13 protein-coding genes are annotated in these 15,253 nt (G+C 72.3%); 12 read left to right on the plus strand and 1 reads right to left on the minus strand.

Going from position 1 to position 15,253, the window contains the following annotated elements:
* Window positions 1-58: 58 nt before the first annotated feature.
* The 3 genes from hydA (at window position 59) to OG272_RS39605 (ending at window position 4,244) form a co-directional block, all read left to right on the plus strand.
* The gene (hydA, locus tag OG272_RS39595) at window positions 59-1,462 is read left to right on the plus strand and encodes a dihydropyrimidinase (protein ID WP_326575002.1); all 1,404 of its coding nucleotides are present in this window, start codon (window positions 59-61) and stop codon (window positions 1,460-1,462) included.
* A gap of 14 nt (window positions 1,463-1,476) precedes the next feature.
* Window positions 1,477-2,496, plus strand: a complete 1,020-nt coding sequence (locus tag OG272_RS39600; RefSeq protein WP_326575001.1) for a TIGR03842 family LLM class F420-dependent oxidoreductase — start codon at window positions 1,477-1,479, stop codon at window positions 2,494-2,496.
* 185 nt (window positions 2,497-2,681) lie between these two features.
* Window positions 2,682-4,244 carry an NCS1 family nucleobase:cation symporter-1 gene (locus OG272_RS39605; protein WP_326575000.1) on the plus strand — a complete coding sequence of 521 codons (1,563 nt, stop codon included), beginning with the start codon at window positions 2,682-2,684 and terminating at the stop codon, window positions 4,242-4,244.
* A gap of 49 nt (window positions 4,245-4,293) precedes the next feature.
* Here OG272_RS39605 and OG272_RS39610 read toward each other — a convergent pair whose 3' ends face one another.
* Window positions 4,294-4,965 carry a hypothetical protein gene (locus tag OG272_RS39610; protein WP_327732084.1) on the minus strand — a complete coding sequence of 224 codons (672 nt, stop codon included), beginning with the start codon at window positions 4,963-4,965 and terminating at the stop codon, window positions 4,294-4,296.
* 243 nt (window positions 4,966-5,208) lie between these two features.
* On the opposite strand from OG272_RS39610, the gene OG272_RS39615 reads away from it, so the two are divergent.
* The 9 genes from OG272_RS39615 to OG272_RS39655 all read left to right on the plus strand — a co-directional run bounded on the left by OG272_RS39615 (window position 5,209) and on the right by OG272_RS39655 (window position 15,248).
* The gene (locus tag OG272_RS39615; RefSeq protein ID WP_327727054.1) at window positions 5,209-5,892 is read left to right on the plus strand and encodes a DUF4232 domain-containing protein; all 684 of its coding nucleotides are present in this window, start codon (window positions 5,209-5,211) and stop codon (window positions 5,890-5,892) included.
* Window positions 5,893-5,932: 40 nt separating this feature from the next.
* Entirely contained in the window at window positions 5,933-6,772 is an 840-nt protein-coding gene (locus tag OG272_RS39620) for a methyltransferase domain-containing protein (RefSeq protein WP_327727053.1), read from the plus strand.
* A 67-nt stretch (window positions 6,773-6,839) separates the two neighbouring features.
* Window positions 6,840-8,711, plus strand: coding sequence for a gamma-glutamyltransferase (locus OG272_RS39625; protein WP_327727052.1), 1,872 nt, complete (start codon window positions 6,840-6,842; stop codon window positions 8,709-8,711).
* 131 nt (window positions 8,712-8,842) lie between these two features.
* Window positions 8,843-9,688, plus strand: a complete 846-nt coding sequence (locus tag OG272_RS39630) for an inositol monophosphatase family protein (RefSeq protein ID WP_326574996.1) — start codon at window positions 8,843-8,845, stop codon at window positions 9,686-9,688.
* A 223-nt stretch (window positions 9,689-9,911) separates the two neighbouring features.
* Window positions 9,912-11,324, plus strand: a complete 1,413-nt coding sequence (locus tag OG272_RS39635; RefSeq protein ID WP_326585557.1) for an NAD(P)/FAD-dependent oxidoreductase — start codon at window positions 9,912-9,914, stop codon at window positions 11,322-11,324.
* A 96-nt stretch (window positions 11,325-11,420) separates the two neighbouring features.
* Window positions 11,421-12,485 (plus strand): SCO3242 family prenyltransferase, encoded by a 1,065-nt coding sequence (locus OG272_RS39640; protein ID WP_327727051.1) that lies wholly within the window; start codon window positions 11,421-11,423, stop codon window positions 12,483-12,485.
* Window positions 12,486-12,517: 32 nt separating this feature from the next.
* On the plus strand, window positions 12,518-13,366 hold the full coding sequence (locus tag OG272_RS39645) for a sugar phosphate isomerase/epimerase family protein (RefSeq protein WP_327727050.1): 849 nt from the start codon (window positions 12,518-12,520) through the stop codon (window positions 13,364-13,366).
* Between the two features lie 60 nt (window positions 13,367-13,426).
* Window positions 13,427-14,332: an EboA domain-containing protein gene (locus OG272_RS39650; RefSeq protein WP_327727049.1), complete on the plus strand. Its 906-nt coding sequence runs from the start codon at window positions 13,427-13,429 to the stop codon at window positions 14,330-14,332.
* A gap of 61 nt (window positions 14,333-14,393) precedes the next feature.
* A complete protein-coding gene (locus tag OG272_RS39655) occupies window positions 14,394-15,248 on the plus strand; it encodes a TatD family hydrolase (protein ID WP_405895659.1) in 855 nt (284 codons plus the stop codon).
* Window positions 15,249-15,253: the final 5 nt, after the last annotated feature.

Raw genomic sequence — 15,253 nt, forward strand, 5'->3', positions numbered from 1 at the left:
CGCGCGACCGGCCCAAGACGACCGGCCCCTTCCCAACAACCCGAGGGAGCGTGAATTCATGAGCGGCCGTACTCTCATCCGCGGCGGTCTCGTCATCACCGCGTCCGACGAGATCCACGCCGACGTCCTGATCGAGGACGGCCGAGTCGCCGCCCTCGCCGCCGCCGGCACCCCCGCGGCCGAGGCCTGGACCGCCGAACGCACCATCGACGCCACCGGGAAGTACGTCATCCCCGGCGGCGTGGACGCGCACACGCACATGGAGCTGCCCTTCGGCGGCACCTTCGCCTCCGACACCTTCGAGACCGGCACCCGGGCCGCCGCCTGGGGCGGTACGACGACGATCGTCGACTTCGCCGTGCAGAGCGTCGGCCACAGCCTCCGCGAGGGTCTCGACGCCTGGCACGCCAAGGCGGAGGGCAACTGCGCCATCGACTACGGCTTCCACATGATCGTGTCGGACGTGAACCAGGACACGCTCAAGGAGATGGACCTGCTGGTGCAGGAGGGCGTCACCTCCTTCAAGCAGTTCATGGCCTACCCGGGCGTCTTCTACAGCGACGACGGCCAGATCCTGCGCGCCATGCAGCGCTCCGCCGAGAACGGCGGCCTGATCATGATGCACGCCGAGAACGGCATCGCGATCGACGTGCTGGTCGAACAGGCGCTGGCACGCGGCGAGACCGACCCCCGCTACCACGGTGAGGTGCGCAAGGCCCTGCTGGAGGCCGAGGCCACCCACCGCGCCATCAAGCTCGCCCAGGTCGCCGGCGCCCCGCTGTACGTCGTGCACGTCTCGGCGATGGAGGCGGTCGCCGAGCTGGCCAGGGCGCGTGACGAGGGGCTCAACGTCTTCGGTGAGACCTGCCCGCAGTACCTGTTCCTCTCCACGGACAACCTCGCGGAGCCCGACTTCGAGGGCTCGAAGTACGTCTGCTCCACCCCGCTGCGGCCCAAGGAGCACCAGGCCAAGCTGTGGCAGGGCCTGCGCACCAACGACCTCCAGGTGGTCTCCACCGACCACTGCCCCTTCTGCTTCGTCGGCCAGAAGGAGTTGGGCCGCGGCGACTTCTCCAAGATCCCCAACGGTCTGCCGGGCGTCGAGAACCGTATGGACCTGCTCCACCAGGCCGTCGTCGACGGGCACATCTCGCGCCGCCGCTGGATCGAGATCGCCTGCGCGACCCCGGCCCGCATGTTCGGCATGTACCCGAAGAAGGGCACCATCGCGCCGGGCGCGGACGCCGACATCGTCATCTACGACCCGCACGCCGAGCAGGTCATGTCCGCCGAGACGCACCACATGAACGTCGACTACTCGGCGTACGAGGGCAAGCGCACCACCGGCCGGGTCGAGACGGTCCTCTCGCGCGGCGAACTCGTCATCACCGAGCGGGAGTACACCGGGCACGCCGGGCACGGCGTCTACACCCCCCGCTCCACCTGTCAGTACCTCAACTAGGAGTGGCGCCCATCATGGACTTCGGACTCGTCCTGCAGACCGACCCGCCGGCCTCGCGTGTCATCGAGCTGATGAAGCGCGCCGAGAACAACGGCTTCACGTACGGCTGGACCTTCGACTCCGCCGTGCTCTGGCAGGAGCCGTTCGTCATCTACAGCCAGATCCTGTCCAGTACCACGAAGCTGACGGTCGGCCCCATGGTCACCAACCCGGGCACCCGCACCTGGGAGGTCACCGCCTCGACGTTCGCCACGCTGAACGACATGTTCGGCAACCGCACGGTCTGCGGCATCGGCCGCGGCGACTCCGCGATGCGCGTCGCGGGCCGCAAGCCCAACACCCTGGCCCGCATCAGCGAGGCGATGAAGGTGATCCGGTCGCTGGGCAGCGGGGGAGAGGCCGACCTCGGCGGGACCGTGATCAGTTTCCCGTGGATCAAGCCCGGTGCCGAACTCCCGGTCTGGATGGCCGCGTACGGCCCCAAGGCCCTGAAGATGACCGGTGAGGAGGCGGACGGCTTCATCCTCCAGCTGTCCGACCTCTACTTGACCGAGTACATGGTCAAGGCGGTCAAGGACGCGGCCGTGGCCGCCGGCCGCGACCCGTCCGAGGTGAAGATCTGCGTGGCCGCCCCCGCGTACGTCACCGAGGACGACTCCCCGGAGGCCCTGGCCCACGCGCGTGAGCAGTGCCGCTGGTTCGGCGGGATGGTCGGCAACCACGTCGCCGACCTGGTGTCGAAGTACGGCGAACACTCCGCGGCCGTACCGGAGGAGCTGACGGATTACATCAAGGCCCGCGAGGGGTACGACTACTCCCACCACGGGCGCGCAGACAACCCCGACACCCAGTTCGTGCCGGACGAGATCGTGGACCGGTTCTGTGTCATCGGCACTCCCGAGATGCACATCGAGAAGCTGAACGCCCTGCGCGCGCTGGGCGTGGACCAGTTCGCCGTGTACGACATGCACGACGCGCAGGAGAGGGTGATCGACGTGTACGGCTCGACGGTCATCCCGGCGGTCAACGGCTGATCCGGGTTCCCGGAACCGGTCCACGACTGCGAGAATCCGGCCACCCCAAGCAACCGGAACCAACAGCTCCACTCAGTGCCCCCCCCACACCTTGTCTCCCTCCCCTCCGCCGTCCCGGAGGGGAGGGGCCCAAGGCCTCCGCACGGCCTTTCTCTCCCGTCCCACCTCCCCTGATTGGCCTGCCCATGACCGAAACAGTCCCCACGGGGCCGTCGATAGCCCAGTCCGCCGACTCGTCCGGCCGGATCGAGCTGGCCCCCGAGGCCTTCCCCGCCGACAGTCCCTTCGCCAACGAGGACCTGCGCCCCGTACCCGTCTCCGAGCGCAAGTGGACGACGTACAACTTCGCGGCGCTGTGGATCTCCATGGCCCACTGCATCCCCAGCTGGACCCTGGCCTCCGGCCTGGTCGCCCTCGGTATGGACTGGAAGCAGGCCGTCTTCACCATCGCCCTGGCCAACATCATCGTGCTGCTGCCGATGCTGGCCACCGGGCACGCCGGACCCAAGTACGGCATCCCCTTCCCGGTGCTCGCCCGCGCCTCCTTCGGTCTGCGCGGTGCCAACATCCCGGCGATGATCCGCGCGGCCGTCGCCTGCGGCTGGTTCGGCATCCAGACGTGGATCGGCGGCTCGGGCATATTCGCGCTCGGCTCCAAGCTCACCGGCGGTGAGTGGGAGAACGCGGGGAAGATCGCGGGCAACCCGTGGCCGCTGTGGCTCTGCTTCGTCCTCTTCTGGGCGCTGCAGATAGCGATCATCTACCGCGGCATGGACTTCCTGCGGCACTTCGAGAACTGGGCCGCGCCCTTCGTGATCGTCGGCGCGCTCGTGCTGCTGATCTGGATCGCGGTCAAGGCCGACGGCTTCGGCGCGCTGCTCGACCAGCCCTCCAAGCTCGGCTGGGGCCCTGACTTCTGGCCGGTGTTCTTCCCGTCCCTCATGGGCATGATCGGCTTCTGGGCCACGCTCTCCCTGAACATCCCCGACTTCACCCGCTTCGGCGCCAGTCAGAAGGCGCAGACCTGGGGCCAGTCCCTCGGCCTGCCCACCACGATGACCCTCTTCGCGGTCCTCGCCGTGCTGGTCACGTCCGGCTCCGAGGTCGTCTACGGCGAGGCCATCTGGGACCCGGTCACGCTGGCCGCCAAGGCCGACAACGTCTTCGGGCTCCTCTTCGCCCTGATCACCGTGCTGGTCGCGACCATCTCCGTGAACATCGCGGCGAACGTGGTCTCACCGGCGTACGACCTCGCGAACCTCGCCCCGAAGCTCATCAACTTCCGTACGGGCGCGCTCATCACGGGTGTCGTCGGCGTCCTGATCTTCCCGTGGAAGCTGATCTCCACACCCGAGTTCTACATCTTCACCTGGCTCGGCGTGGTCGGCGGTCTGCTCGGCACGGTCGCCGGCATCCTCATCGCCGACTACTGGATCATCCGCCGCACCGTCCTGCACCTCGCGGACCTGTACACGCCCGGCGGGCGCTACTGGTACACGTCCGGCTGGAACTGGCGGGCGATCGTGGCCTTCGTGGTCGGCGGTGTCCTCGCGGTCGGCGGCTCGTACTCGACCGTCTCCGAGGACGGCGTGTCCTCGGGACCGTTCCCGCACGACGGCATGATCCCGTTCCTCAAGCCGCTCGCCGACTACGGCTGGGCGGTGGGCCTGGGCACGGCGATGGTGCTGTACGTGGCGCTGATGGCCGGGGAGAGGAAGAAGACGCAGGAGGAGCGGGCGGCCGTCTGACGGTCGCCGCGACCGGAGCGGCGGCGGCCGTGCCGGAGAGGCGTACCCCTTACTGGGCGTCCTCCAGCACGGCCGCCGCCTCTTTGGCGGCCTTGATGGCGCCCTTGTTGATCTCGTCCGTGCCGGGCGCCTTCTGCGACTCGAAGTCGCTGCCGTTGTACGTGACGACCACCAGGGCGTTGGACATGAGGACGTACACCACGCCCTCGCGGGTCTGCTGCTTGTCCTCGGTGGTGAGGTTCACCACCGAGTAGGCCGCGTCGCCGAGACCGGGGACCGCACCGCCACCGCTCTTCTCCGTGGTGCGCGCCTTATAGGAGCTTTCGGCCTTGTCGTCCGATTGCTGAATCTCGTACGAGACGTCGAGCCAGCGGTAGTCGAAGCCCTTGAGCGCGTTCCAGGAACAGGTGCGGCGCACGGCCTGGTCGGTCGACGCGATCTCCTTGCCGGCCGTCTTCGCGCCCGGAACAAGGGATTTGACCGTTTTCGTCGTGACGCCGGAGCAGGGCGAGGGTGCCTTCGCGTACGTCTTGGACACGGTCGATGTCGACGGCGCGGACTCGGAGGTGGATTCGGGCTTCGCCGCGGTGTCCTGCGTGGAGTCCTTCCCGGCCGGGCTCGCGGACAGCGGACCGGACGACAACGCCCAGCCCGCGGTGGCGAGTACGGCGACCGGCAGCAGTCGCGCGGTGAGGGCGAGCGGCAGAGGGAGATCACGCACAGCGCACTTCTCGGGGTCGAGGCGGCGGTACCGCCGGGCGGTGGGGTACGCCAGTGTCACACGACTGCGTGTAGGACGAAAGTGCGAACTCGCTCCGTGCATACGTGGTGACAGGGGTTCGCGGTCCGGGACGCGGGCGCCGTCCTCGTGCCGGCGGTCCTCGTGTCGGCGGCCTTGTGTCGGCGGCCTTCGCGTCGGTGGCGGAGTCGCGGCTTCCGCCAGGGTGCGTGTCAGGATCGGCCCATGATTCCGATACGCGGCCGTACGGCCTTCCGCGTGGTCCTGACGGTGGCGCTGACATCGGCCGTCGGTGGCTGCGGACTCTCGGAGGAACTGGACCGCGAGCTCGACCCCGACCGTGCGGTGCCCTCGGTGTCGGCCTCGCCGACGGGTACGGACGCGCCCGGGGAGCGGCGGGTTCCGGAGCCGCCCGGGGGCCCGGAGTCGCAGCCGGGCGCGGGGTCGACCGAGGACACCTCGGCCGCCTGCCCGTCCTCCGGGGTGCGGATGCTGCCAGGCCTCGTGGAGTCGGCGATGGGGCTGCGGGCGATGAGCGTGACCCTCACGAACTGCGGCACGAAGCCGTACACCGTCAACGGCTACCCGTCGATCCAGGTGCTCGACGAGAACGGCGAGCGTCATGACGCCGTACGCGTCCTGGAGGGTTCGCGGCACATCACCACCGGTGTGCCCGACTTCGGCCCGCACACCGTCATCCTGAAGCCCGGCGAGGCCGCCAGGGCCGAGCTGGTCTGGCGCAACACGGTCACCGAGGCGGACGTACCCGCCGTCAACGCCCCTTACCTGCGCATCGCCCCGCTGGCGGGCCGGCCCGCCGAAGTCCTCACCCCGGACGGTGGCATCGACCTCGGCAACACGGGACGCCTCGGCACGACGGCGTGGGCGCAGGTCGCCGACGGGTCTTAACCGGTTGCGGGGCCTGCGTGGCGATCAGCACCCTGGAGGCATGAGCCGGTCACCGTACGCCACCGAGTCCCAACTCCCTTCCGTACGCGAGGAGATCCTCGCCTACTACGAGCAGGGGAAGGAGGAAGCGCGCCTCAGAAACGGCGCCGGACGGCTGGAGTTCTGGCGGACGCAGGACGTGCTGCGGCGGCTGCTGCCGGGAGTTCCCGCGCGGGTGCTCGATGTGGGCGGCGGCACAGGGATCCACGCCGAATGGCTGGCCGACGACGGCTACGAGGTCGAGGTCGTCGATCCCGTGCCGATGCACGTGGAGCGGTCCGGGCGGCTGCCCGGGGTCACCGCCCGACTCGGAGACGCCCGCGCACTGCCCGCCGAGGACGCCGCGTACGACGTCGTGCTGTTCCTGGGGCCGCTCTATCATCTGCCCGAACGCCCGGACCGGGTCAGGGCGTTGGCCGAGGCCCGCCGGGCCGTGCGCCCGGGTGGCGTGGTGATCGCGGCCACGATCAACCGGTTCGCGGGGCTCAACGACACCCTCCTGCAAGGGAACTACGTCATCCCGGAGCGTCGCACGCGCGTCGACGCCGTGTCGGCCGACGGAAGGCACCGCTACTCGCCGGAGGACCCGCACTTCACCACCGCCTATTTCGCCGACCCGGCCGAGGTGCCGGGCGAGTTCACCGAGGCCGGGCTCGAACCGGAGGGGCAGTACGGCGTGGAGGGCGTCGCCTGGCTGATGGGCGGCGTGGAGGAGTGGCTGGACGACCCGGAGCACCGGGAGGCCGTGCTGGCGGCGACCCGGCGGATCGAGTCGGAGCCCTCGCTGCTGGGGGCGAGCGGGCATGTGCTGACCGTGGGGCGGCGTTCCGGCGAGGGCTGATCCCGGGGGCCTGCCGGAGCGCTGCGTACGATCATCGAACGCCCGTCGCGCGTTAAGGAGTCCGCCCGTGTTCACCACTCGTCCGACGCTCCAGGGGACCTTCGGAATGGTGTCCTCCACGCACTGGCTCGCCTCGCAGTCGGCGATGGCGGTCCTGGAGGACGGCGGCAACGCCTTCGACGCGGCCGTGGCGGCGGGCTTCGTCCTGCACGTCGTGGAACCGCACCTCAACGGGCCCGCGGGCGAGGTACCGATCATCTTCGCGCCGGCGGACGGCGAGGTCCGGGTGCTCTGCGGACAGGGCGTCGCGCCCGCCGGGGCGTCGGCCGAGCACTACCGGGGGCTCGGTCTGGAACTCGTCCCCGGCACGGGGCCGCTGGCGGCCGCCGTGCCCGGCGCCTTCGACGCGTGGATGCTCCTCCTGCGCGACCACGGCACCAAGGACCTGGCTGACGTCCTGAAGTACGCCATCGGGTACGCGGAGGACGGACACGCGCCCGTGGAGAACGTGGGGGCGACGGTCGAGTCCGTGCGGGACCTCTTCGAGAAGGAGTGGCTGTCGTCGGCGGAGGTCTACCTGCCCAAGGGGCGGGCGCCCCGCCCCGGCGAGCTGTTCCGCAACCCGGCCCTGGCCGCGACCTGGCGGCGGCTGCTCGCCGAGGTCGAGGGGGCGGGGGACCGGGAGGCCCGTATCGAGGCGGCGCGCGAGGTGTGGCGCTCCGGCTTCATCGCCGAGGCCCTCGTCCGGCAGGCCGGACGGCCCACCCTGGACACCAGCGGCGAACGGCACACCGGGACGCTCACGACGGCCGACCTGGCCGGCTGGTCCGCGACCTACGAGGCCCCGGCGACGTACGACTGGAACGGCTGGACCCTGTGCAAGGCGGGCCCCTGGAGCCAGGGCCCGGTCCTCCTCCAGCAACTCGCCCTGCTGCCGCCCGAACCGCCCGCGTACGGGTCCGCCGCGTACGTGCACCTCCTCGTCGAGGGCTGCAAACTCGCCATGGCGGACCGGGAGGCCTGGTACGGGGACGCGGCGCCGGTACCGCTCGGCGAGCTGCTGTCCGACGAGTACAACGCCGCGCGGCGGGCGCTCGTCGGCGACACGGCGTCGTACGAGCTGCTGCCGGGCCGTCCGGGCGGCCGCACCCCGCGACTGAGCGCCCACGCGCGCGTGGTGGCCACCGACGAGCCGGGCTTCCACCCCATGGGGGCCGGCGAGCCCACGGTCGCGAAGGGGTCCGGGAACCTGAGGGGCGCCGGTGAGCCCACCGTCGCCAAGAGTCCCCGGTCGCCGGTGCCGGGGGAGCCCGAGGTCGCGGCGGACGGGAGCGTCCGGGGCGACACCTGCCACCTCGACATCGTCGACCGCTGGGGCAACATGGTCGCGGCCACGCCCAGCGGCGGCTGGCTGCAGTCCAACCCGGTGGTGCCCGAGCTGGGCTTCCCGCTCGGTACCCGGCTGCAGATGGCCTGGCTGGACGAGGGGCTGCCCAACTCCCTCACCCCCGGGCGCCGGCCGCGCACCACGCTCACCCCGTCGCTGGCGCTGCGCGACGGCGTCCCGGTCCTGGCCTTCGGTACGCCCGGCGGCGACCAGCAGGACCAGTGGCAGCTGCACTTCTTCCTCGCCGTCGCCCTCCGCCCGCCGGTCCGCGGCGGCCTCGACCTCCAGGGCGCGATCGATGCCCCGAACTGGCACAACGACAGCTTCCCCGGCTCCTTCTATCCGCGCGGCACGCGCCCCGGCAGCGTCACCGTCGAGTCCCGCATGCCCCCGGAGACCATCGCCGAGCTGCGCCGACGCGGCCACGACGTCGTCGTCGGCGAGGCCTGGTCCGAGGGCCGGCTGTGCGCGGTCGCCCGCGACCCGGAGACCGGGGTGCTGTCGGCGGCGGCGAACCCGCGCGGGATGCAGGGGTACGCGGTCGGGCGCTGAGCCGGGGAGTGTCTCCGTCGGATACGGCCCGGCCCCCGGCGGACGCCGACCGCCCCGGGTATTCACGGCGATTCCCTCCCGAATACACCGAACGGGTGGGGATTGTCAGTGCCGCGTGCTGTCATGGAGACATGATCGAAGACAACGAAACCATCGACGAGTTTCTCGCCCGGCACGCCTCGGACGTCGAGGAAGCGATCCGCAAGGCCGCCGCCGCGGAGATCATGCCGCGCTTCCGGCAGCTCGCCGCGCACGAGATAGACCAGAAGAACGGCCCGCACGACCTGGTGACCGACGCCGACCGCAAGGCCGAGCAGTATCTGACGGAGGCGCTGCCCGCGCTGCTGCCCGGCTCGGTCGTGGTCGGCGAGGAGGCGGTGCACGCCAACCCGGCGTCGTACGAGGCGATCCAGGGCGAGGCGCCGGTCTGGATCGTCGACCCGGTGGACGGCACCCGGCAGTTCGTGCACGGCGAGCCCGGCTTCGGCACCCTCGTCACCCTGGCCCAGGGCGGAGTCCTGCGCGCCTCCTGGACGTACGCGCCCGCCCTGGACCGGCTCGCCGTGGCGATACGCGGCCAGGGGGCCACCGTCGACGGCGAGCCCCTGCGCGCCGGCTCGCCCGACCCCGGCCGTGACCTCGTCATCGCCACCTCCCACCCGGACTACACCACCGAGGAGCAGAAGCGGGCCCTGCTCGGCCTGTGGACGGACGGTGTGGCTCCGCGCGCCTGCGGTTCGGCCGGACTGGAGTATCTCGCCATCGCCGAGGGCCGGTTGGACGCCACAGCCTTCTCCTGGGAGGCCGCGTGGGACCACGCGGCCGGTCTGCTCCTCGTCGAGGAGGCGGGCGGCGCCCATCTCACCCTGACCGGCGAGCCCTTCCGCATCACCGGCGGCAACGCCCTGCCGTTCACCACCGCCCGGGACGCGGCCACGGCCCGCCGGGTCGTGGGGTTGCTGTCGGGCGGAGCCTGACCCGGGGTCCAGGTGGCCCGCCGGGGCGGCTCGGGTCACCGGGGCGCCTCCCCGGTGACCTGGTCCGGGCGGCCGTGCGGAACCGGCACGTCCGTCGGCGGAGTCCACCCTTGCCCGGGCCTGTCGGCGGCCGGGCATATCCTGAGCGAGGTCTGTCGGCGGGCGGGGATTCCGTCGGCGGAGCTTGGCCATCGGCTGACGAAGGGGTCCGGACGTGCCGTCGATGCTCGACGCGGTGGTGGTGGGGGCGGGGCCGAACGGCCTGACGGCTGCCGTGGAGCTGGCCCGCCGCGGGTTCTCCGTGGCCGTGTTCGAGGCGAAGGACACCGTGGGAGGGGGCGCCCGCACCGCCGAGCTGACCCTGCCCGGCTTCCGCCACGACCCCTGCTCGGCCGCGCACCCGCTCGGCGTCAACTCGCCCGCGTTCAAGGCGATGCCGCTGAACCGCTACGGCCTGGAGTGGCTGCACGCCGAGCTGCCGATGGCGCATCCCTTCCTCGACGGCTCGGCGGCCGTGCTGTCGCGCTCGGTGGGGGAGACGGCCGCCTCGTTCGGCCCGCGTGACGCGGGGCCGTACCGCAGGCTGGTCGAGCCGTTCCTGCCCAAGTGGGACACGCTCGCCCGGGACTTCATGTCGCTGCCGCTGTCCTCGTTGCCCCGCGACCCGGTCACCCTCGCCCGTTTCGGCCTCGTGGGGCTGCCGCCGTCGACGTGGCTGATGCGCCGCTTCAAGGACGAGCGGGCCAAGGCGCTGTTCGCCGGGCTCGTCGCCCATGTCATCGCCCCGCTCGGCGGCCTCGCCACCGGCGCCGTCGGCCTGGTCTTCGCGCTGGCCGCGCACGCTGCCGGCTGGCCGGTCGCCCGGGGCGGCTCACAGGCCATCTCCGACGCGCTCACCGCGTATCTCGAAGACCTCGGCGGCACCGTCCATACCGACTACGAGGTCAAGCGCCTCGACGACCTGCCGCCCGCGCGCGCGTACGTCTTCGACACCTCGCCCACCGCGCTGGCCCGGATCGCGGGCTTCGGGAACCACTACGCGTCGTACCGCTACGGCGCGAGCGTCTTCAAGCTCGACTACGCGCTGGACGGCCCCGTGCCCTGGACCGCCGAGGAGGCGCGCCGTGCCGGGACCGTCCAGGTCGGGGCGAGCAGGGCCGAGATCGGCGCGGCGCTCGACGCGGCCTCCCGGCAGGGCCGGGCGCCCGACGCGCCGTTCCTGATCACCGTGCAGCCCAGCCTGGTCGACCCCGGCCGGGCGCCCGAGGGCAAGCACGTCTTCTGGGCGTACGGCCATGTCCCGAACGGTTGGACGGGCGACCTGACGGACGCGGTCGAGCGTCAACTGGAGCGGTTCGCCCCGGGGTTCCGCGACCGCGTCCTCGCCCGCGCCACCGCCGGCCCGCCCGAGCTCGCCGCGCACAACGCGAACTACGTCGGCGGCGACATCGCCTGCGGCGCCGCCTCCGGACTGCAGTTGATGCTCCGCCCCAAGCTCTCGCTCTTCCCGTACAGCACCCCGCACCCGGCCGTCTTCATCTGCTCCTCGGCGACCCCGCCGGGCCCCGGCGTGCACGGCATGTCGGGACACAACGCGGCCAAGGCGGTGTGGCGGAGGTTGCGGCAGGAACCCTGAGGTGGTTCATCGGCGCGCGAAGCGAAGTCACGGATCGACAAAGGTCTTCACGTTTTCTCCGTGTGAATGGTCAAGTCGCGTGGGTAAGTTGCCGCCATGAAAGATCGGAGAGCGGTACCGGGCTCGGGCTCGCGGCCTGCCGTGCGCCTCACCGACCTCGCGCAACTCGTGCGGGCACCGGCCGCCTTGAGCGTCCCGGGCGACGTGCTCGCGGGCGCAGCCGCCGCCGGACACCCGCTGGGCGTGCGGACGTTCGGCGTGATGGGCTCGTCCGTCTGCCTCTACTGGGCCGGCATGGCCCTCAACGACTACGCCGACGCCACGATCGACGCCGTCGAGCGCCCCGAGCGCCCCGTCCCGTCCGGCCGGGTCCCACGCCGCACCGCCCTCGCCGTCGCCGGCGCCCTGACGGCCGGGGGCCTCGCGCTCGCCGCCGCTTCGGGGGGCCGCCGGAGCCTCCTGGGAGCGCTCCCCCTGGCCGGCGCCGTCTGGGCGTACGACCTGAAGCTCAAGTCCACCCCGGCCGGCCCGGCCGCCATGGCCTCCGCCCGTGCCCTGGACGTCCTCGCGGGCGCCTCGGCCGCCGGGCGCGGGCCGGACCGTACGGCCGGAACCGGCGCCGCCCTGCTGCGCGCCGCCGTCCCCGCCGCGCTGGTCGGGGTCCACACCTACACCCTGACCGCCCTCAGCCGTCACGAGATCTCGGGCGCCCCTGCCCGGCTGCCGGCCGCGACCCTCGCCGCCTCCACGACCACCGCCCTCGCCACGGCACTCCCGGTCGTCGGCCCGGCGCTCGCCCGGCGCGCCGCCCGCGGCTCGCAGCGCGACGGCGCCACCACCGCCGCGTGGCCCGGCACGACCGCGGGGGCCACCGGGACCGTGCGCGCGAGCGCCGGCGTCTCGCGCTCGACCGAGGCACGGGCCGCCGTGGTCGCCGCCGGGGCCCTCGCCTACCTCGGCAGCTACGGAACGGCCCAGGCCCGCGCCGTACGGGAGCCGTCGGCCGAGAACGTACGGCGGGCCGTCGGGGCCGGGATCCTCGGCCTGATGCCCCTGCAGGCGGCGCTTACCGCGCGGAGCGGAGCCACGGCCGCGGCGGCGGCCCTGGGCGTCGTACACCCCCTCGCCCGGCGACTCGCCCGGCGCATATCCCCCACCTGAACAGCACAGACCTCCGCAGGAGGAAAGCCGGAATGACCCCGCCCCCCACCCCCTTGAGATTCGGCTACGGCACCAACGGCTTCACCAACCACCGCCTCGGCGACGTCCTCGCGGTCCTCGCCGACCTCGGCTACGACGGCGTCGCGCTCACCCTCGACCACGGCCACCTCGACCCGTACGCGGACGACCTGCCCCGACGGGTGGCCGCGGTCGCCCGGGACCTGGCCCGGCACGGTCTCGACGTGACCGTCGAGACCGGCGCGCCCTATCTCCTCGACCCCTGGGGCAAGCACCACCCGACCCTCATGGCGGACGGGGCCGAGCGCAGGATCGACCTGCTGCGGCGGGCCGTACGCGTCGCCGCCGACCTCGGCTCGCCCACCGTCCACCTGTGCAGCGGCCCCGCGCCGGACGAAGGGCTGCCGGAACGGGACGCGTGGAAGCGGCTCGCGGCGGGCGTCGAGACCGTCCTGGAGACGGCGGGGGAGTACGGCGTCTCGCTGGCCTTCGAGCCCGAGCCGTACATGTTCGTCGACACGGTGGAGCGGTGCCTGGAACTCGCCGAGATGGTCGGCGGACACGAACTGTTCGGGATCACCCTCGACGTGGGGCACGCGCACTGCGTGGAGGACCGGACCGTGCTGGAGTGCGTCCGCCTCGCCGCCCCGCGCCTGCTCAACGTGCAGATCGAGGACATGCGGCGGGGCATCCACCAGCACCTCGAACTCGGCGCCGGCGAGATCGACTTCCCGCCCGTGCTCGCCGCCCTCCAGGACCTCGACCACCGCGGACTGGTCTCCGTGGAGATCCAGGGCGGTTCCCTCGACGCCCCCGAAGTGGCGCGTCGCTCGCTGGACTTCCTCCGCGCGGCGACGGCCTGACCCGGCCCGACGACCACCACCGTCCGTCAGATCCTCCACCCCACAGGGGGTTGTTCCGTCATGGTCTCCACCGGCATGCCGCTCTCCGAGGCGGCCGAACCCTCCGACCCGCGACCCCTCCTTGCCGACCCGCGACCCCTCCTCTCCGGTCACGCACTGGACCCGGCGGCCCGCGCCTGGCTCGACGAGGCCGTGGCCCGGATCGCCGACCGGCCCGCCGCCGTACGAACCCTGTTCCCCGCCGCCCGAAGACGCTGCGGGCGTGCGCGGCTGGACGCGCACTGGACCGTCGACGAGGCGGCCCGCGCCGTCCTGCTCGCCGCGCTGCCGCTGGGCGGCCGGCCGCTCGCCGACGAACTGGCCGGCCTCCTGCGCCACGGCGACCCGGCCGAACAACGGGCCGTCCTCCGGGCCCTGCACCTGCTCGCCGGGCCCCGGGGCGACGGCCCCGCCCGGGAACCCCTCGGCGACCTCGCCCTGCCGCTCGTCCGGGAAGCCCTGCGCGGCAACGACGGCAGCATCGTCGAGGCCGCCCTCGGCCCGTACGGCGCCGGCCGCCTCCCGGACACCGAGTACCGGCAGGCCGTACTGAAGTGCGTCTTCCTGGAGATCCCGCTCGACCGGATCGCCGGGATCGCCGCCCGTGCCGACGCCGAACTCGCCCGTATGCTCGCCGACTTCGCGCACGAGCGGGTCGCCGCAGGGCGCGACGTACCGGCGGACATCTGGCCCGTCGTCCGCGACTTCCCGGCCGCCGACCAGCTCACCGACAGGCTCACCGCCGAGACGCGGGCCGCCACGCCCGACCGCCGCGAGGCCGCCGGGCGCGCCCTGAAGGCGCTCCGGCGAGCCACCGCCTCCGCGGCTTCCGCACAGAACACCGCCTCCGCGCAGAACACCGCCTCCGCGGCTTCCGCGCAGAACACCGCCCCCGCCGCTTCCGCACAGAACACCGCCTCCGTGTAGGACACCGCCTTCGCATCCAGTCGGCATCGCTCACAGGACAACCCGAGGAAGAGGCCTGCCCGTGCGCATTTTCGACCCCCACATCCACATGACCTCCCGCACCACCGACGACTACGAGGCGATGTACGCGGCCGGCGTGCGTGCCGTCGTCGAGCCGGCCTTCTGGCTGGGCCAGCCCCGCACCTCGCCCGAGAGCTTCTACGACTACTTCGACGCGCTGCTGGGCTGGGAGCCCTACCGGGCCGCCCAGTTCGGCGTCCAGCACTTCTGCACGGTCGCGCTCAACCCCAAGGAGGCCAACGACCCGCGCTGCCGGCCCGTGCTGGACGAGCTGCCCCGCTACCTCGCCAAGGACCGGGTCGTCGCCGTCGGTGAGATCGGCTACGACTCCATGACGCCCGAGGAGGACGAGGCGCTCGCGCTCCAGCTCCAGTTCGCGATCGAGCACGAACTGCCCGCTCTCGTGCACACCCCGCACCGCGACAAGGCCGTCGGCACCCGCCGGACCCTGGACGTCGTACGCGAGTCGGGCATCGCCCCCGAACTCGTCGTCCTCGACCACCTCAACGAGCTGACCGTCGGCACGGTCCTCGACAGCGGCTGCTGGGCCGGGTTCTCGATCTACCCGCGGACCAAGATGAGCGAGGACCGCATGGTCACCATCCTCCAGCAGCACGGTACCGAGCGCGTTCTCGTCAACTCGGCTGCCGACTGGGGCCGTTCGGACCCGCTCAAGACCCGGAAGACCGCCGACGCCATGCTGGCCGCCGGGTTCGGCGACGACGCCGTGGACCGGGTGCTGTGGCGCAACCCCGTGGATTTCTACGGGCAGAGCGGCCGACTGGATCTCGACGAGCCCAAGCCCGACGAGGAGTCGAGCTACCAGGGCAACTCCGTCCGGCGCGGCGGGGAGTGAGGGGA

The sequence above is a fragment of the Streptomyces sp. NBC_00104 genome, assembly GCF_045160825.1.
Taxonomy (GTDB): Bacteria; Actinomycetota; Actinomycetes; order Streptomycetales; family Streptomycetaceae; genus Streptomyces.